Source organism: Pseudomonas sp. TH08 (assembly GCF_016651275.1).
Taxonomy (GTDB): domain Bacteria; phylum Pseudomonadota; class Gammaproteobacteria; order Pseudomonadales; family Pseudomonadaceae; genus Aquipseudomonas.
The window spans coordinates 213483-232119 of record NZ_JAEKEE010000003.1; the positions used below are offsets into that span (position 1 = coordinate 213483).

The following is an 18637-nucleotide window of genomic DNA, read 5'->3' on the forward strand; positions in this document are numbered from 1 at the left end:
CATTACACAGGGGTGAGAAAGAACTGACTACTGTCAGAAATTACAGGTGGGCGGTGTTTTCTGACGGAAGGTCAGAGGCAAAAAAGGCAGCGATCTTGTCATTTCCCCTTGCAGCCACCCCACCTGTTTGGGGGGCAAACCCAATTCCCCCTTCACAGATAATCCACTTTGGGAGGTGCCCCCTCTTCGTCAGCAAACCCACTCCCGCCCTTGAGGGTGCGCAGACTGAGGATCAGTCGAGGCGTGGCACGGTGAAGCGGAACTCGCTGCCCCGCCCCGGCTCGCTCTCGGCAACGATCCGCCCGCCGTGGGCTTCGACGATGCCTTGGGTGATGTACAAACCGAGGCCAGTGCCGTTCGGGTTGCCTTCTTTTACTGTCCAGTAACGGTCGAATACGTGCGGCAGATTTTCCTTGGGAATGCCTTCGCCGCTGTCTCGCACGGTGAAGACGATTTCATCGCCAACCGAATGGGCATGCACGCCCACCGTGCCAAGGCGCGGGGTGAACTTGATCGCGTTACCGACCAGATTCGACAGCACCTGAAACAACCGCTCCGGGTCGGCGTGAATACGCAGGTCAGGATCGGCCTCGAAGGAAATACTGATGTCCTTGTCCAGCGCCAGCGGCGTGAGCAATGTCTGCGCCTCTTCGAACATCTGCCCGACATCGAGTTTCTGCGGGGTGATGACGTAGCGCCCGGCATCGATTTTCGAGGTATCGAGCAGATCTTCCAGCAGCGTGTTCATGCGCCCGGCGGCTTGTTGCATGGTGTCGATAGCCGTGGAGATACGCCGCGAGGTGTGCGGGCCATCAGAACTGAAAGCCTTCTGCATCATGCCGCAGAGCATCGAGATGACGGTCATCGGGTTGCGCAGGTCATGCGAGACCACCGCCACCAGTTCATCACGGGCGCGCACCGCTTCCTGCTCGCGACGCACCTGCCGAGCCAGGTCATTTTCCAGTGCCGAGCGGCGCAGATCGTTGGCGGCGAACAGGTCGCCGTGGCTCCACTTGGTGGAAATCCCGGCCATCTCGACCTTCCAGATTTCGAACGAGGTGCGCGGGCGCAGACGCAGGCCGGCGTCGGAGTTTTCCAGGTCCAGTGGCTTGCGTGGATCGCCGCTCCAATTGATGTTTTCTTTGACCTCGGGGCGGAACCACAGCACGCCGTTGTCCACCGGTTTCGGCAGGCTCATGGCAAGCACGCCACTGGCCACTTGCTGATAGTGCTCGGCGGGCGGATAGACGCTGGCCAGGTGATGACTGGCGAAAACCGGCTCGCCGCTGTCCTGCAGCCATTTGTGCAGGGCGCGGATTTGCGCGGGCTCCGGGCAGTTACCGTAACGATGCAACTGATTGTCTTCGATGATCGCGATGCCGCCAGCATTGGTCAGCGCCATGAGCACTTGCGGCTGGTTGGCCAGGCCATCGAAAACATTCTGCGGCGAGTCGACCATCGCTTGATTGAGCAAGGCCAGCGCCTCGACTTTTTCTTCACGCTGGCGGCTGATTTCCAGCGCTTCCATCGCGCTGATCTGCAGCGACAGCACTTGGCCGATGGTCTGGCACGCCGCACGCAATTCATGCGGAACGTGCAACGGCTGACGATTGCCGCAGCTGATCAGACCCCAGAGTTTGTCGCCCTTGAGCAAGGAAATGCTCATCGACGACAGCACACCCATGTTCTTCATGTACTGGCAATGGATCGGCGACACGCTGCGCAGAGTGGCGAAACTCAAGTCCAGCGGTGTTTGCGTATCGGGCCGCAGCTTCGGCACCAGCGGCACCGGTTGATAGTCGGCGTTGGGGATGATCCGCAGCCAATTGGTGCGGTACAACTCGCGGGCCTGCTCGGGGATGTCAGACGCCGGGAAAAACAGGCCGTTGAACACCTCCATCGACGGGTCGGACGCTTCGGCGATCACCTGGCCGTGCCCTTCCTCCTCGAAACGGTAGATCAGCACCCGGTCGTAACCGGTCATCGCCTGGATTTCCTTGACGCTGATGTCGTACAAGGCCTGTAACGTAGTGGCCGCTTGCAGGCGCTGGAGCATCCGCCCCAAATGAGTCTGATTGCCGGCCACGTTGCGCGGCTGAAAGTTATCGACGTGGATTTCCAGTTCCAGAATCAGCACACCCTGATGCCGGTGCAGCAAGCCTTCGAACGCCGAGCCATTGAGCCTGAAGAGCAGCGGCGGCGTGTCAGACAATGCCGGTTGCAGCAAGGCTTCGCGCACTTGCGCGGCTTCGGCGGCACCGATCAGTTGCTCCAGTGGCTGCCCGATCAGGCTCTGCGCCTCGCGGCCCAGCAGGGTTTCAACGTTGGCGCTGACCTGAATGATCGTCAGCGCAGGCTCGCTCAGGGTCAGCAGCAAACCGTGGGGCTGAATTGCGCCGGGGAAACGAATCGGCTCGTCGGCACAGTTGGCCAGCAGTTCTTCAAAGGCTTCTTTGTCTTGCGGAGTCATGCCAGTACCTCCCGGCTTTCGAGCCAACGCTCGAAACAGCTGAATGTGGTTTGTGCGGCCGCAACCACGGCCTCGCGCTCGCCCGCATCCATCGGGCGAGTGCCCAGATATTCAATGAAATCGCGCCAACGACGTCCCGTGGCGGCGCCATAGATATCGAGAAAAGCAGCGCCGTTTTCGGCTTCCAGGCCCAACCGGCTGGCGATTTCCCGGCGCAGGATTTGCCCGCCGAGCGTCGCCCCTTCAAGTACGTAGAGGACACCCAGGCAGGCAGCGCTCGAATCAATCAACGGCAGTTGCGCGCAGATCGGCAGATTTTCCAGGATTGGCGGGGTAACGCCCAGCGCTTGCAGGTCGCTGCGCAGGGTTTGACTCTTGAGGCGTGGCGTCAGGTCGAAATCGTCGGGGACTGCACCACTGCGCTGCAAGGCGTTTTCCAACGGTAGATAGAAGCCGTAATACGCTTGCATCAGACGCACGAAAGCGGGTGTATCGAGCGTATCGGAGAAAAACGGAAGGCGTTTTTCCAGTGCGATGTGCAGCTCAGCAGTGCCGGCTCGCAGATCTTGCAGCACCGGTGGCACATAAACTTCACGGGCCTTTGCTTGCATGTATGTCGCTCTTGGTGGGGCCGCCTGCGGCCATGCGGGGTTCGCAACACAAGGGCGGATCTTATAGGGCATACGCCCTTGTTGACCGGATAGATAGCTTTATTCGCCCAGACCAACCCCTCTGCCCCATACAGAGTCGTCTTGCATGCGGAAAGTTCTACCCGAAGACCAACGCTGCCAGCTGCTGTACCGCGACAGCTCGGCCTGACTGTATGGGTCTGGGGACGCGTGGGCTGTGATAAAAATGTCTTCATCGTTTCTGGAGCGCCGTTATGGATCTCGCCACTCTCACCCTGTTTCTCCCGGCCTGCTTCGCCCTGAACATGGCCCCCGGCCCGAATAATCTGCTGTCGGTCAGCAACGCGACCCGGTACGGTTTTCGCCGCGCCTGCACGGCCGGCATCGGACGTATTCTGGCGTTTGCCGGGATGATCGCGCTGGCCGGCGCGGGTCTGTCGGTGGTGTTACAGACGTCGGAATGGCTGTTCCACGCGATCAAGATCATCGGCGCAGCGTATCTGTTGTATCTGGCATGGCAGCTGTGGCGGGCCAATCCTGAGGCCGAGCAACAGGTGACCGGGGCTGCAGTGGGGTTCTTCGCTTTGGCGCGTCAGGAATTTCTGGTCGCGGCCGGTAATCCTAACGATGGCAAATATATATTGTAAATCTGCTTATCTACCGATGATGCACTGACAACATCCCCTACCCACCTCCATGGATGCGCTACGCTCATTCTTTTAGCAGGTGCCATCAAGGAGTCAACATGCAACTATCGGATGCAATCATAGTGCGCGAAGAAATAAACGTCGCGCAGGTAAACCAATTATTGAGGGAGGGCTGGAAGGTGCTGGCCGTGGTCCCCGGCTACGACCACATCCAAGCACAGCCTGCAGCCTGCTACATCCTCGGGATGGAAGGCGAGCCGGTACAAAGGCCGTCCGTACTGGAAATACTTTAAAGCACGTTTGGGAGTCTGCCAGTCTTCGAGGAACGCCAATGACGTAAAAAGGCCCCGCGTAGAGTGCGAGGCCTTATCAAAAGCCGAATACCCAACCAAAACTCCGTTCGCGACGAAAGCATAGCTCACTAACTATAAAAGATATTCAACCCCGCAACGGGATTTTTACACTCACATCCCAACATTGCAACACGGCTAGCATTTGCCATAAACGTGGCCACTTGCTACTGTCCACACCAGACTAAGGCGACATAGACACTTGCGAAAGCCTTCACCTGTGGAAAATGGACTACACACATGCCGACTTCACCACTTAAACTATTAGCAAAAATCTGGGTAAAAGCCTTTAATACAAATCCTTACATCACAGCCGTAGTAACTTCAATAATTTCAGCAATTTTAACAATAGCAGTTTCCTTCATCGATCAATTAGACCGAGAAAACAGAGAACTTAAAAGACTCCAGAACAACGACTACCAATTACAGATCGAGCAATTAAGCAACACAGAAACCAACCTCAAACAACTTCTCTCATTCGTAAAAAACCAACAAACCGCTTTGCGCGAGACCGAAGATACAATCGCAAAATTAAAATCGGAAAAAGCGATGCTCCAACCCCTTGTCGACTCAAACAAAGCCGTGGTAGAAGCTTTTTTAGAGCTCAAGAAGAGCGAACAACTTCAGGTATTTGGCGTGAACGCTTGATTGGGTTTGGGCTTGGCTTGGTAGCCTCTCTTTTAGCCTCACTTATTTGGTACATTGCAAGCATCCTTCTCACAAACAAAAAATCAATACAACCACAACCAACCAACCCAAGCGATGGAGAACGCCCACGTGCCTGAGGAAAAGCCCGCATTTCCTGATTCCAGCCTTACGCTCCCTTAAACGAAAATCAACGTGTGAAAAAATGCAAATTACAGATATAAAAGAAATAGCCCCTCTACTTACTGGCTTAATCACTGCCACAGCAGCCATCGCAGCAGTCATAGTAACAAGTATTTTCAATCTAAAAGTTGCAAAACTTAATATTGACCATCAAAACAAACAAAAAAACAAAGAATTAAAAATCGCCAAACTAGAAGAGCTAGTTTATTTATTTGAAAAGTGGCAGCTAACCTTCTCCAACATATATCTATTTCACTTGCAATCTTATAGAAAACAACTCCACTTTGACCAAATACACGAACTGATAAAGGAGCTCGACCTTCTGGCTCCAGGCGAGGCTCAGAAATACAAAATAATAATGATGATCCACTTCCCTTCCCTTGAAAAAGAGTACGCAATCGTCGAAGCGGCAAGAAAATCAATAGTCCCATTCTTTTCTGACCCCAGAAAAAACGGCCTATCAACTTTAGAGTTCGAAAATCTGCAATCGTCATTTGAAAAATCTTGCGAGACCTTCAAATCAAAAATCACTCAACTAGCTCACACGATATCAATTGCATGATATCTACGCAGATTTGCTTATTCATTAGGCGTTTCGATCACGATCTTTAAATGAATGCACGTCACTTACAGTTCACCTGCCATAGATGGTCGATCCGCGTGGTATCACTCTGACTCATCATTTCCCTGCACATCCCCCAGTCCGGCGCCCTAGGTACAATGGCCGCACGCAATGTCCCCCTACCCCATCGGCTATTGATCTCGTCTAGCACTGACATGACCTTAGTCGCCTGAGTTGGGTGAGCGCTGGCAGACAGATCGTCCGTACATTCCCCCTGCTGGCACAGATCCAACAGCATTACTCTGCTTTGCTGTAACTAAAACCAAAACGGAAAACGCGATCAAGCGCATCGACAGCCGCCGTCGTCAGTAGCCGAACGTCATCCGTTGGGTATGGCAGATCAACTACAACACAATTCGCGTATTTCGCCTCTTCGGGGTTGAACATTCCGGTGCGGATACTGACTCGGATTTTCTTGCACAGTGACTTCTGCGTTCGGAGTTTTTCTGAGGCTCGCATCATGTAGGTTGCCACGGCCTCCTTAATCGGTGGCAGCTTCTTCAACCGCTTGCCGAACATCCGGCTGCAGCAGATCTCCTGCTTTGGTGGGTTCGGTTCGTCCAGCTCTAAGCACGACGTACCGGCAAGCTCACGGGCAGTTTTCTCGATTACCACACAGAAGTTTTTTCGCAGTGACCAGGCGTCTGCTTTCGCTAGGTCCAAGGCCGTCTTGATACCCAAGCCATTCAAGTGCATTTTCATGCAGCGACCCGCAACCCATACCTCAGCGCTTATGCCTGGATGGGCCTGCACATGCGCCGCTGGTTCGCCGAGCCGCGCGGCAAGCGGATTTTCAATCGTTGCTGCGCGGGACTGTTGTCGGCGGCAGCTTCGGTGCTGTTGATGGCCAAGCGTGCTTAAGCCTCGGATGGCCCCTTGAGTTCAACCTGGTTACCGTCCGGATCCAAGCAGTACAGCGACAAGCCGTTACCCTCGGCGCCGAAGCGGGTGGCGGCTTTTTCCACGTGCAGACCGAAGGAGTGCAAATGTGCGCTCAGCGCTTCTTCATCGAACGGCTCGATGCGCAGGCAGAAATGATCGACATTACGCCGCTCGGCCCCGGCCGCCCCGCCGCCCTTGCGGCCGAGTTCACCTTGCAGGTCGACAAGATCGATCAACGACGTACCCGCGCGCAGGTGGATCAACCCCAACGGCTCGTTGCGCTTGACCACTTCAGCGCCGAATACCTGGCCGTAGAATTCGATGCTGCGCTGCAGGTCTTTCACGCGCAGGACGATGTGATCAATATGTCGAATCGAAAACGGATGCATAAACCCGACACCTCACAAACCTTGAGCAGCCTGCCGCAGTTCCAACAGGTTAGCGTTACGGATCGACTTGTGCCATCAACTCAGGCACCGACTCCGGACGTTTCGCATAGCGCTGGGCCAGCACGGCACAGACCATCAACTGGATCTGGTGGAACAGCATCAGCGGCAGAATCAGCACGCCGATGGTGCTGCCGGCGAACAATACCTGCGCCATGGGAACGCCTGTGGCCAGGCTCTTTTTCGAACCGCAGAACAGGATGGTGATGCGGTCTTCCTGACTGAAGCCGAACGCTTTGCCCAACAGCGTCGACGCCAGCAACACCAGCGCCAGCAGGATGCAGCAGACCACCACCAATCCCAACAGCTCGATGACCGGAATCTGGTGCCAGATGCCTTCGTTGACCGCTTCGCTGAACGCGCCGTAGACTACCAGCAGAATCGAGCCCTGATCGACAAATTTCAGCCAGTTTTTATTGCGCCCGACCCACGCGCCGATCCAGCGACGGGCGATTTGCCCGGCAATGAATGGCAGTAGCAACTGCACGCTGATTTTCAAGATCGCATCAAGGGTCGAACCGCCGTCGCCGTGGACGTTGAGCAGCAGCGTCACCAGCAATGGCGTCAGGAAAATCCCGAACAGGCTCGATGCGGCCGCACTGCAAATCGCCGCTGGAATGTTGCCCCGAGCCAGAGAAGTGAAGGCAATCGCCGACTGCACGGTGGCTGGAAGTGCGCACAGATACAGCATGCCCATGTACAACTTGTCGCCGATCAACGGCGACAGCAGCGGCTTCAGTGCCAGGCCCAGTAACGGGAAAAGGACAAACGTCAGGCCGAACACCAACAGATGCAGGCGCCAGTGGCCGGCGCCGGCAATGATCGATTCACGGGACAGTTTGGCGCCGTGCAGGAAAAACAGCAGCGCAATCGCCAGGTTGGTCAGCCAGCCGAAGCCAACCGCGACCTGACCGCTGGCCGGCAGGAAGCTGGCCAGCAGCACGACGCCAATCAGCGTCAGGGTGAAGTTGTCGGGCAAAAATCTTGGGCGAGTCATGGTGTTTTTATCCGGGGGTTGCCAGTGCATGCTGACGACTCTAACGTGACTGTAAATTACCGACTAACGCCGAAGGGCCACAAGATGCCGCCTAAAGGACATGACAAAAGCATCCGACGCAGCATTCCCGGGCTGCCCAGCCTGCCGCGCCCGCTCTACGGACGCACCGAATCGCTGCCCAATCGCGCCCTGACCCGCCGCCACAGCCACCCATGGGTGCAATTGTCCTACGCGATTCAGGGTGTACTGGAAGTACAGACCAGCGCCGGCCGCTTCGTCGCGCCGCCAGAGCGCGCGGTGTGGATTCCGGCGGGTGTGCCGCATCGGGTGTTCAGTTCGCCGCAGACCGAGATGCGCAGCCTGTACATCGATTGCAGCGTTGCCGGCTGGGCGGTTGGGCACTGTCATGTGCTCGGCGTGAATGACTTGCTCAGGGAGCTTATTCGCGCATTCAGTCAGGTGCCGGTGGAATATGACCAGAGTGGCCCACATGGACGTCTCGCCCAAGTGATCCTCGACCAACTGGCCGACGCTCCAGCCATCGACCTGATGCTGCCGCTGCCCCAGGACGCGCGTTTGCGGCAGATCTACCAGAGCCTGGAGCAGCATCCGGAACAACAGACCACGTTGAGCCATTGGAGCGAAAAATTCGGCGTCACTGAAAAAACCCTGACCCGTCTGTTCCTGCGTGACACCGGCCTGACCTTCCGCGCCTGGCGCCAGCGCTTGCGCCTGCTTGGCGCACTGACGCCGCTGGAGAAAGGCGAACGCGTGACAGACGTGGCGCTGGCCTGCGGGTACGACTCGACGTCGGCATTTATCGCCGCGTTCCGCCAGCAATTTGGCGAAACACCGGGGGAGTTTTTTCGCTGATCAGCGATCGGCCAGCGCTTCCAGCAAATCGGCGGACGGCACAAAGTACAGGCTACCGGTCACCGCGATGCTGAAGTCCAGCAGCTTGTCGTAGTTGCCCGGCGGTTTGCCGACGAACATGTTTTCCAGCATCTGTTCCATCGGCTCTGGCGAACGCGCATAGCCGATAAAGAACGTACCGAACTCCCCGGCCCCGGGTCGGCCGAACGGCATGTTGTCACGGAGGATTTTCACTTCCTCGCCGTCTGCTGTGGTGATTGTCGTCAGCGCACTGTGGGAGTTGCTCGGTTTGACCGAATCATCCAGTTCGATATCGGACAATTTCTTGCGCCCGATCACGCGTTCCTGCGCTTCGACGCTCAATGCGTTCCACGCGTTCATGTTATGCAGATACTTCTGCACCAGCACGTAACTGCCGCCGCTGAAGTCCGGATCCTCATCGCCGACGATGGTGAAATTCACGGCTTTGCGCCCGACCGGGTTTTCCGTGCCGTCGACAAAACCGATGATGCTGCGCATGTCGAAATAGCGGAAACCCTGAACCTCATCGACCACGGTCACGGCATCGCCCAGCGTTGCCATGATCTGCGTGGCCAACTCGAAACACAGATCCATTTGATCGGCACGGATGTGCAGCAGCAAGTCGCCGGGGGTCGCGGGGGCGTGGCGCCCTGGCCCGCCAAACTCACGAAAACCGTGGAGTGCCGCCGGACGCGGGCTGCCGAACAGACGATCCCAGGCATTCGAGGAAAAACCACAAACGCAGGACAGATTGCCTGCCGGTACGCGTTTGCCCACCGATCGCACCAGCCCGGCGAGATCAGCGCACCAGCCTTTTACGGTGTCGCTCGCTTCGGTGCCGGCATTGAGCGTCGCGACGATAAAAATCGCGCTGCTGGTGATCGGACTGTACACCGCTTGAGGTTCCAGAGTGTCATCGGTCATCGCTGAAAGTACCGCTCCGTAAGGGTTGCGCCAGGGGCACGACCCGCTAATCGAGGATAGGTCGGAATACCGCTGTGACCGACACTTCGTTTTTATCGAACTCTGCCGCAGAAATAAACGATTTTTCTTCCACGCAAACTCGTCGCTAGCATGAGCTCGACTGACCCCGAGCCCATAAAAGATCAGGAGCGTGCAATGTCAGCCCACGTCATCAATATCGGCGAACCCTGGATGTGGGGCGCCTTCATCGTCTTCGTTCTGGCCATGCTGGCATTGGATCTGTTTGTGTTCGGGGGGCGCAAGGCGCATCGGGTGTCAGTGCGCGAAGCCTTGTCCTGGGTCATTGCCTGGTGCTTGCTGGCGTTGAGTTTCGCCGCCCTGCTCTGGTGGTACCTGAATGGCACGTTCGGCGCCGACATCGCCCGGCAGAAAACCCTGGAATTTCTCACCGGTTATCTGATCGAGCAATCACTGTCGATCGATAACATGTTCATCTTCGTGATGATCTTTGGCTACTTCGCCGTACCGCCGGAGTTGCAGCGACGGGTGCTGCTGTACGGCGTGCTCGGGGCGATCGTGATGCGCGCGGCGATGATTTTCGCCGGCGTGTGGCTGGTGTCGCAGTTCGAGTGGTTGCTGTATGCCTTCGGCGTGTTCCTGGTCATCACCGGAATCAAGATGCTGGTATTCGCCGAGCAACAACCGGACCTCGCCAACAACCCGTTGCTGCGCTGGGTGCGCGGGCACTTGCGCATTACCAGCGGCTTCCATGGCGAGCGGTTTTTCATCCTGCAAAACGGCGTACGCTGGGCGACGCCGATGTTTCTGGTGTTGGTGTTGATCGAGGCCAGTGACTTGATGTTTGCGGTCGACAGCATCCCGGCGATCTTCGCCGTGACCACTGACCCGTTCATCATCTTCACCTCGAACATCTTCGCGATCATGGGCCTGCGGGCGCTGTACTTCCTGCTGGCGGACATGGCTGAACGCTTTCACTTGCTCAAGTACGGCCTGGCGATTGTGCTGGTATTCATCGGCGGAAAAATGGTGGCGATGCCGTGGTTTCACCTGCCGGTGGAATGGTCATTGGCGGTGGTGGGTGGGGTGATTCTGGGGTCGGTGCTACTGAGTTTGTTTATCAGCAAGGACGGCGATAACACCAACGACGCCCGACAAAACCAGAAATGATCAGGCATGAAGCATCGGCGTATTGGCAGTGAGCTACAGTTAAACGCTCCTGTTCCCCCGACATGTTTGCTTATCGTGCTCAAGCACAGGGAAGTTGAAAACATGAAAAAGCATCCGGCCAATACCTACCAACCTGACATCTGTTTATCGTTGACCTCGGAATGGCTCACCCAAATGATGGACAGTCCCGAGACGGCAATACAGTGGTGCCAGCAAGCTTCACTGGCCGAAGAAAAAGCGCGTTTTATGTCCGGCATCTCAAGGAGCAAGCGGTTCTGAGCAGTAGCGCGCTGCTGCAGCAACTGAAGGATGAGCAAGCACAACGCTTGAGAAAAAAGCAGGAAATCGATCAATTCGGACAAAGTATCACTGAGCGTACAGACGCCCTTAAGCGGTTACCACCGGAAGAGCAGGATATTGAACCGATAAAAAGAGACCTTTCAGCCTACAAGATCATGGCCACCACCTATGCGGCCGAAGAGGTGAATTTTCTTCGGCAGCAGAAGCCAATCACTGAGTCACTCGCCAACAAAACCACGGACAAGGTCAAACTGCAGGAGCTACGTCGATTGAAGGTTATCGATGAGAAAACTCCCGCCACCCTGGGCACGCTGACTACAGAGCTTAGAAAACTCGAGGACACACCTCGTTATTACTTGCTCGGTGTGAAAGCCAAAACCACCGCCTCTCATGCCATCGCCATTGTCAGCACTAAAAGCTCATGGTTGTTCGGATCTAACGGGCAACTTTATTACTACGATCCCAACTTACATCTGATGGTGATCTGGAATGGTCGGGACGAACTGATCGGTTTCCTTGAACGCTCGCTTTTGCAGGACTACCAATCGGTCAATCACATCTGGCAGATGCAAAGAATCTGAATCACCGCCAGATGCTCCTGCGCATGGGCAACCGCGATTGCCCATGCAGGACCGAGCCTCTATTTATCGGATTTGATGCTGGTCCAGACGCGGGTGCGTACGCGTTCGAGTTTTTGCGGCAACGGCTGGACCACGTAGAGGGTTTTCAGGGCTTCTGGCGTTGGCGTCAGGTTCGGGTTGTCGGTGATCTCTTTGTTGATCAGCGCCATCGAATCCTTGTTCGCGTTCGGGTAGCCGAGGAAATCACTGATCGGTGCGATGACTTTCGGATCAAGCAAGGTGTTGAGGAACTCGTGGGCCTCTTCGACGTTTTTTGCGCTCTTCGGAATGGCAAAAGTGTCGAACCAGATCGGCGCGCCTTCCTTCGGCAAGCGCCAGTCGACCACCACGCCATTGCCCGCCTCTTTGGCGCGATTGCCGAACTGGTAGAAACTGCCGGAGTAACCGATGGCCACGCAGATGTCGCCGTTGGCGATGTCGGTCATGTACTTGGCCGAGTTGAAGTAGGTCACGTAGGGGCGAACCTTGAGCATCAACTCCTTGGCCTTTTCATAGTCGGTGGGGTTCTGACTGTTCGGGTCGAGGCCGAGATAATGCAAGGCCAGCGGCAGGATTTCCGAGGGCGAATCGAGCATCGCCACGCCGCAGGATTTGAGCTTTTCCATGTTCTCCGGTTTGAACACCAGATCCCAACTGTCCACCGGCGCGTTGTCGCCCAGGGCAGCCTTGACCTTGGCCGGGTTGAAGCCGATCAGCACCGTGCCGACCATGTAAGGCACGCCGTACTGGTTGCCGGGGTCGTTCTTGTCCAGCAGTTTCAACAGCGCCGGGTCCTGGTGACTCCAGTTCGGCAGCTTCGACTTGTCGAGTTTCTGGAACACGCCGGCCTTGATCTGCGTGTCGAGGAACTGGTTCGACGGCACAACGAGGTCGTAGCCGGAGTTACCGGTGAGCAGTTTGGCTTCCAGGGATTCATTGGTGTCGAAGGTGTCCCAGGTCACTTTGATGCCGCTTTTTGCTGCGAAGTCCTTGGGTACGGCCGGCAGAATGTAGTCGGCCCAGTTATAAACCCGCAGTTCGCGTTGCTCGGCCTGGACGGCGCTGGCCAGCAGCGTCAGCCCACACACGGTGGCACCCAGAATGCGTTTCATCGTGACCATGGTTGTATCCCCAGAATGCGGCGTGAGTTCGATGGTTTTTATGTTCTGTACACGGCAGCGGCTGTAAAGGTAGCCGGGGTAAAAAAGGTCCAGCGTCTAGTTGTGGCTTTGATTCTTGCCGACAGCGTAGACGGATCACAGTGGGGGATGGGCCAAAAGGGGATCGATGTGGCCAATAGTAGTGAGGGGATTTATCCCCGATGGGCTGCGAAGCGCCCCCCCCGTTCAATCCTGGGGAGAAACGCATTCGCTGATTTGACGACTGCTTCGCAGCCGATCGGGGATAAATCCCCTCGCCACAGTTTTGGCTGCGGTGGGACTTAGTCTGTGTAGCCCAGTTTTGCCACCCTGCTCTGTTGAGCCTGGCCACGTGTCGCCAGGCAGTAATACAGCGGCACAGTAACCACCAGACCAACCAGCCAAGACAAGTCCGCACCATCGACCAGGTTGGCGTAAGGCCCGACATACAACGAGGTGTTGGCGAACGGCAACTGCACGATGATGCCGATGAAGTAGGCAACGATCGCGTGCAGATTGAAACGACCATAAATGCCACCGTCAGCCTGGAAGATCGAGGCAATGTCGTAGCAACCGCGCTTGATCAGGTAGAAATCGATCAGGTTGATCGACGCCCACGGCACCAGCACCAGCAACAGCGCCAGAATCAGCCCGATGAATTGGGAAATGAAATCCGCCGAAGCTCCAAGCGCCACCAAGCAGCAACCCGCCAACACCACGCTCGACAACACCACGCGCACTTTGATGCTCGGCGTCCATTGACTGGCAAAAGTCTGGATCGAGGTGATGATCGACAGCACCGCGCCGTACAGATTGAGCGCGTTGTGGCTGATGATATTGAGCAGAAACAGCACCATCAGAATCGGCCCCAACCACCCGGTCGACTGCTTGACCGCGACCATCGCCTCGGTGCCTTCCGGGGTCGCCAGCACCGCAACGGCGCCGAAGCTGAACGACAGAATCGTGCCCAGCGTCGCCCCGAGATACGTGGCCCAGAACGGCTTGGCGATGCCGATATCCGCCGGCAAGTAGCGCGAATAGTCAGAAACGTACGGCGAGAAGCTGATCTGCCAGATGATCCCCAGCGACACCGTCGCCAACCAGCCCGACAGATTGAAGCTGCCGCGCGTGAGGAAGTCCGCCGGCAAGTCATGGCTGAAGATATAGATGAACCCGGCCAGCAACGCGCTGCCCATCACCCAGGTGCCGATGCGGTTCAGCGTGTGAATGAAGTTGTAGCCGATCACACCAATCGCGGTGGCTGCCAACGCACCGACCAGAATGCTCAGCGGCGCCGGCACTGACGGCGCGATGCCGACAATGGACTTACCGGCAAGCACAATGTTGGAAATGAAGAAACCGATGTAGATAAGCGCCGCGAAGAACACGATCAGCAGCGCACCATAACGGCCGAACTGACCGCGACTCTGGACCATTTGCGGAATGCCCATGCGCGGACCTTGCGCCGAGGCCAGCGCAATCACCACGCCGCCGATCATGTGCCCCAGCGCAATCGCCAGCAGCCCCCAGAACAAATCGAGATGGAACACCTGAACCACCATGGCGCCGGTGACGATGGGCAGTGGCGCAATGTTGGTGCTGAACCATAGGGTGAAAAGGTCGCGGGCCTTCCCGTGGCGTTCCGCGAGTGGGACGTAGTCGACCGTGTGATTCTCGATCAACGGATCTTGCCGGGACATCTGGGACATATGCATGAACTCGAGTTTGTCTGTTCTTATCGTTGTATGAAGCCAAACCGGGGGGACTCTCTGGCCGCCCCTCAGATGCCAGCCATATTATGGTATTCCAAAATTTGCACAAGACTGATCCGCTGATTTGCACGCTATCTGAACCGCTATCCTCGCTGAACCTACCCTCTTCTGACTAGACAAAAGCCCCGTAAACATTGCGTTTCTCACGAAAGTGGCACGTTTATCGGTTCACCTAAAAAGGCCTTGCAAAGAAGGTATTACGGTATACCATCAGACCTGCAAACAAATAAAAAACCGAGTCAAAACACCCGAGGACCACCCAATGATCGATGCCGCCATCTACAAACAAGTCATGGGCTCGTTCCCGTCTGGCGTCACTGTTATCACCACGCTGGACGACGACGGTCAGATCGTCGGCCTGACCGCCAGCGCCTTCAGCTCGCTATCGATGGAGCCGGCGTTGGTGTTGTTCTGCCCCAACTACAGCTCCGATTCCTATCCGGTTTTAATCAAGAACAAACGTTTTGCCATTCATGTTTTGTCCGGCGGCCAGCAAAGCGAAGCCTACGCTTTCGCCCGTAAAGGCAAGGACAAGGCGCAAGGCATCGAGTGGACATTGAGCGAGCTGGGCAACCCGATCCTGGCCAATGCAACGGCGGTGATCGAGTGCGAGTTGTGGCGCGAATATGAAGGGGGCGACCACGCGATCATGGTCGGCGCCGTGAAGAACCTCATCGTTCCCGAACAGATCGCCGGGCCACTGGTTTACTGCCACGGCAAAATGGGCGCCCTGCCCGTTGTGGCCTGATCGTCAGATCCGCACAAATCAACTGTAGGAGTGAGCCTGCTCGCGATAGCGATTTATCCGATGTCGATGTGTTTTCTGACACACCGCCATCGCGAGCAGGCTCGCTCCTACAAGTTTTGTAGCCTCAACAACAAAAGATCCGAGGTAGCGTCATGAAATTTTCCCTGTTCGTACACATGGAACGCTGGGACGAAAGCGTCAGCCACCGCCAACTGTTCGAAGACTTGACCGAACTGACCCTGATGGCCGAGGCCGGCGGTTTCAGCACCGTGTGGATCGGCGAACACCACGCCATGGAATACACCATCTCGCCGAGCCCGATGCCGCTGCTGGCCTACCTCGCGGCGAAAACCACGACCATCCACCTCGGCGCCGGCACCATCATTGCGCCGTTCTGGCACCCGTTGCGGGTCGCCGGTGAATGCGCGTTGCTCGACGTCATCAGCAACGGCCGCATGGAAGTCGGCCTGGCTCGTGGCGCCTATCAGGTTGAATTCGATCGCATGGCCGGCGGCATGCCTGCCTCATCCGGCGGCCAGGCGCTACGCGAGATGGTTCCGGTGGTCCGCGCCCTGTGGCAAGGCGACTACGCCCACGACGGCGATATCTGGAAATTCCCCACTTCCACCAGCGTGCCGAAACCGATCCAGAAGCCCAACCCGCCGATGTGGATCGCCGCCCGCGACCCGGATTCGCACAACTTCGCGGTGGCCAACGGCTGCAACGTGATGGTTACGCCGCTGATGAAGGGCGACGAAGAAGTTCTCGATCTGAAGAACAAGTTCCAGACCGCGCTGGACAACAACCCGGACGTGCCGCGCCCGCAGTTGATGGTGCTGCGCCACACTCACGTACACACCGCAGATGACCCGGAGGGCTGGAAAATCGGCGCGAAAGCCATCTCCCGTTTCTACCGCACGTTCGATGCGTGGTTTGGTAACAAGGAGACGCCGGTCAACGGCTTCCTCGCGCCGAGCCCGGAAGAGAAGTTTGCCGGGCGTCCGGAGTTTGAACTGGAAAGCCTGCACAAGACGGCGATGATCGGTACGCCGGAAGAAATCATCCCGCGCATCAAGTACTACCAGGAACTCGGAGTGGATGAGTTCAGTTTCTGGTGTGATAACAGCTTGCCGCATGAAGAGAAGAAGAAATCGCTGGAGCTGTTTATCAAGCACGTGGTGCCGGCGTTTCGCTGAAAACCGTGTACTTGAGGCGCAATAAAAAGGGGCGAATTCATCGATATGAATTCGCCCCTTTTTGCACTTGTCAGCGAGTGAAAAACTAACCCTGAACGGAGCCTTTTCGACTCCTGCGCAGCTGCTTCAACGTGAAACGCAATTTGCGCACCCCATGAGCAATGCGCGGAAACAGCAATGTCCAGCGAGGATGCACCACCACCCCGCAATCACGGCTGTCTTGTCGAGTCATCGAAGTGATCTGCTGCGGCAACGGCACACCGTACTTGATGCACTTGGTGATCAGTGCATCGACATTGCGCTCCATGAAATTCAACGCCACTTCACGTCCGGCATTGAACGAGCCGACATGTTTCTTCAACGCTGCCAAGGTGTCGCGATACGCGGCATAACTGCCCATCACGTACTCGACATCCTTATGGCTTTGCGTCAGCGAGCCGCTCCTGACCCGTTGAAAGTAATAGTCCGCCGCGGTGGCAAACGTGGCTTGGCTGTGCAGATAAATGTTCATGCTGAACACATGATCTTCGTGAGCGCGCCCTTCCAGCCGCACCGCGAAACGCTCGCACACCGAACGCTTGAAAATGTATTGCCACGTCGCCGCGTGATACTTGCCGGACAGAATCAGGTCCTCCAGCAACTCGCGTCCGGCATCGAACCAGCCATTGCGACTGGCAGCGGTGTTACGTCGCAAGAATTGCTTCTGGCCGTCCACTTCAGTGTACGAACGCTTGGAAAAATAGAACAACTCCAGCGCCGCGTTGGCCTGAACCTGCTCCACCAACGTACTGAACAGCTCAGGGCTGACGACATCGTCCGGATCGCAGAAGAACACATACTCCCCGCTCGCCAGCGCCAGGCCGTTGCGCCGTGCTGCACCCACACCCTGATTATCCTGGGTCACCACTTTGACTTCCGCACGATGACCAAAGCCTTCCTCAATGACGCCAAGTGTGCCGTCGGTCGAGCCGTCGTTGATCAGGATGATTTCATGCAACGGCACGGGCTGGTTGATCAGCGAATCGAGCGTTTCAGCGATGTAGGACTCAACGTTGTACGTGGGAATGACGACGGAGATTTTCGGAACAGACACGTTGTTGAGCACCTGAAATGACGGCGTAGGCCGATAACGGGAATTATTGAGGCAAGGTTGACGTGCGGAGAACGCAGGAAGGCACGTTTAAACGACCCACGGCAAAGCGATGCCAAAATGATGGCGCATCATAAATGGTCACCGTTGGGGCGTCAAAGAGCGCGAGTAGCGTTACTGCGACATTTCGTTGCCGAAGTCACTGTTTACGTATAAATGACGAGCGATAAACGACGTGCCGGTCATGTTGTAAAATACCGACTGGTGTGAATCGCACCTAACTTTTAATAACGGATCCACTTTCCTGTAGGAATTAATTTCGGCGCATTCGGATCAACCAAATAAAGCCATTCTGGCTCATGCCATACCGTACCGATCAAAACACCTAGCGTATCTGGATGATCGGGCATTGCGCCTGAATGTATAGCGCCTATGTAACTGTTTTCGCCATAAGGATTGTGCATCTGAAATCGCAAAGTACCATCCGCATTAAAAATCGCTGCATTGCTCGGATATCCGAAAAACCAAGAATTCTCTGAACCACTAAAGTTGTAAGGCTCTTTTTCAAAAACCACAAAAACCCCGGTTCTATCTGGCAATATATTTAGCACCTCTTGTATTGAAACATCAACCTCCACACCATTATCCAGCACCAAATACTGCCGACGCCTTACTACACAACGTCCTTTTGAATCGTGAATATATTGTTTTATATCTTCAAAACTAGTGCCTCCTCCATCCCAAGCATCAAAGCGTTCAAAAACGACACCATTGTCCAGCTCTACAACCGTTACAACCTTATCTATTAAGGCTTTCACTTTAGCGTACTCACTGCGGTCTAGCCTCCCTCACAAAGCTTTTACAAAAAAGTAAAATAGGGAGAGTTTTATTTTTT

The 18637-nt window shown here is 56.0% G+C and carries 17 protein-coding genes and 3 pseudogenes; 10 read left to right on the forward strand and 10 right to left on the reverse strand.

Annotated elements, in window-relative coordinates; all coding sequences use genetic code 11:
• Positions 1–232: 232 nt before the first annotated feature.
• Together JFT91_RS14240 and JFT91_RS14245 are read right to left on the reverse strand one after the other, a co-directional pair.
• The gene (locus JFT91_RS14240; RefSeq protein WP_201202624.1) at positions 233–2470 is read right to left on the reverse strand and encodes an ATP-binding protein; all 2238 of its coding nucleotides are present in this window, start codon (positions 2468–2470) and stop codon (positions 233–235) included.
• Entirely contained in the window at positions 2467–3081 is a 615-nt protein-coding gene (locus JFT91_RS14245) for a biliverdin-producing heme oxygenase (RefSeq protein ID WP_201232771.1), read from the reverse strand. Before JFT91_RS14245 ends, JFT91_RS14240 begins: the two co-directional genes overlap by 4 nt.
• Positions 3082–3353: 272 nt before the next feature.
• On the opposite strand from JFT91_RS14245, the pseudogene JFT91_RS14250 reads away from it, so the two are divergent.
• The 4 genes and pseudogenes from JFT91_RS14250 to JFT91_RS14265 form a co-directional block, all read left to right on the forward strand.
• Positions 3354–3722 (forward strand): annotated as a pseudogene (locus JFT91_RS14250) (LysE family translocator); the annotation flags it as partial.
• A gap of 122 nt (positions 3723–3844) precedes the next feature.
• Positions 3845–4039 (forward strand): hypothetical protein, encoded by a 195-nt coding sequence (locus JFT91_RS14255; RefSeq protein WP_201232772.1) that lies wholly within the window; start codon positions 3845–3847, stop codon positions 4037–4039.
• Between the two features lie 297 nt (positions 4040–4336).
• Complete coding sequence (locus JFT91_RS14260; RefSeq protein WP_201232773.1) at positions 4337–4744, forward strand: hypothetical protein; 408 nt, start codon at positions 4337–4339, stop codon at positions 4742–4744.
• Between the two features lie 202 nt (positions 4745–4946).
• Positions 4947–5486, forward strand: coding sequence for a hypothetical protein (locus tag JFT91_RS14265; protein WP_201232774.1), 540 nt, complete (start codon positions 4947–4949; stop codon positions 5484–5486).
• A gap of 61 nt (positions 5487–5547) precedes the next feature.
• Here the strand turns inward: JFT91_RS14265 and JFT91_RS29645 are convergent.
• A pseudogene (locus tag JFT91_RS29645) lies at positions 5548–6275 on the reverse strand (DUF4113 domain-containing protein); the annotation flags it as partial.
• Between JFT91_RS29645 and JFT91_RS14280 the strand changes: the two are divergent.
• Positions 6270–6407 (forward strand): annotated as a pseudogene (locus tag JFT91_RS14280) (LysE family translocator); the annotation flags it as partial. The pseudogenes JFT91_RS29645 and JFT91_RS14280 overlap by 6 nt on opposite strands.
• On the opposite strand, the gene JFT91_RS14285 reads toward JFT91_RS14280, so the two are convergent.
• Both JFT91_RS14285 and JFT91_RS14290 read right to left on the reverse strand, forming a co-directional pair.
• Entirely contained in the window at positions 6404–6817 is a 414-nt protein-coding gene (locus JFT91_RS14285; protein WP_201202614.1) for a VOC family protein, read from the reverse strand. The pseudogene JFT91_RS14280 and the gene JFT91_RS14285 sit on opposite strands and share 4 nt — an antisense overlap.
• 55 nt (positions 6818–6872) lie before the next feature.
• Positions 6873–7871: a bile acid:sodium symporter family protein gene (locus tag JFT91_RS14290; RefSeq protein WP_201232777.1), complete on the reverse strand. Its 999-nt coding sequence runs from the start codon at positions 7869–7871 to the stop codon at positions 6873–6875.
• A gap of 84 nt (positions 7872–7955) precedes the next feature.
• Here JFT91_RS14290 and JFT91_RS14295 point away from each other — a divergent pair, with 84 nt between their 5' ends.
• Entirely contained in the window at positions 7956–8744 is a 789-nt protein-coding gene (locus JFT91_RS14295; protein WP_201226743.1) for an AraC family transcriptional regulator, read from the forward strand.
• On the opposite strand, the gene JFT91_RS14300 is transcribed toward JFT91_RS14295, so the two are convergent.
• Entirely contained in the window at positions 8745–9689 is a 945-nt protein-coding gene (locus JFT91_RS14300) for a Dyp-type peroxidase (protein ID WP_201232778.1), read from the reverse strand.
• 195 nt (positions 9690–9884) lie between these two features.
• Between JFT91_RS14300 and JFT91_RS14305 the strand changes: the two genes are divergently transcribed.
• Both JFT91_RS14305 and JFT91_RS14310 read left to right on the forward strand, forming a co-directional pair.
• The gene (locus JFT91_RS14305; protein WP_201232779.1) at positions 9885–10877 is read left to right on the forward strand and encodes a TerC family protein; all 993 of its coding nucleotides are present in this window, start codon (positions 9885–9887) and stop codon (positions 10875–10877) included.
• Between the two features lie 161 nt (positions 10878–11038).
• Complete coding sequence (locus tag JFT91_RS14310) at positions 11039–11758, forward strand: hypothetical protein (RefSeq protein ID WP_201232780.1); 720 nt, start codon at positions 11039–11041, stop codon at positions 11756–11758.
• A gap of 59 nt (positions 11759–11817) precedes the next feature.
• Here the strand turns inward: JFT91_RS14310 and JFT91_RS14315 are convergent, their stop codons facing one another.
• The gene (locus tag JFT91_RS14315) at positions 11818–12918 is read right to left on the reverse strand and encodes a polyamine ABC transporter substrate-binding protein (RefSeq protein ID WP_201232781.1); all 1101 of its coding nucleotides are present in this window, start codon (positions 12916–12918) and stop codon (positions 11818–11820) included.
• Positions 12919–13238: 320 nt separating this feature from the next.
• The gene (locus JFT91_RS14320; RefSeq protein WP_201232782.1) at positions 13239–14645 is read right to left on the reverse strand and encodes a purine-cytosine permease family protein; all 1407 of its coding nucleotides are present in this window, start codon (positions 14643–14645) and stop codon (positions 13239–13241) included.
• Between the two features lie 325 nt (positions 14646–14970).
• Here JFT91_RS14320 and JFT91_RS14325 point away from each other — a divergent pair, with 325 nt between their 5' ends.
• Together JFT91_RS14325 and JFT91_RS14330 are read left to right on the forward strand one after the other, a co-directional pair.
• Positions 14971–15456 carry a flavin reductase family protein gene (locus tag JFT91_RS14325; protein WP_201232783.1) on the forward strand — a complete coding sequence of 162 codons (486 nt, stop codon included), beginning with the start codon at positions 14971–14973 and terminating at the stop codon, positions 15454–15456.
• A 152-nt stretch (positions 15457–15608) separates the two neighbouring features.
• Positions 15609–16652: an LLM class flavin-dependent oxidoreductase gene (locus JFT91_RS14330; protein WP_201232784.1), complete on the forward strand. Its 1044-nt coding sequence runs from the start codon at positions 15609–15611 to the stop codon at positions 16650–16652.
• 85 nt (positions 16653–16737) lie between these two features.
• Here the strand turns inward: JFT91_RS14330 and JFT91_RS14335 are convergent, their stop codons facing one another.
• A complete protein-coding gene (locus JFT91_RS14335; RefSeq protein WP_201232785.1) occupies positions 16738–17745 on the reverse strand; it encodes a glycosyltransferase in 1008 nt (335 codons plus the stop codon).
• A gap of 281 nt (positions 17746–18026) precedes the next feature.
• Complete coding sequence (locus JFT91_RS14340) at positions 18027–18560, reverse strand: hypothetical protein (RefSeq protein ID WP_201232786.1); 534 nt, start codon at positions 18558–18560, stop codon at positions 18027–18029.
• Positions 18561–18637 lie beyond the last annotated feature (77 nt).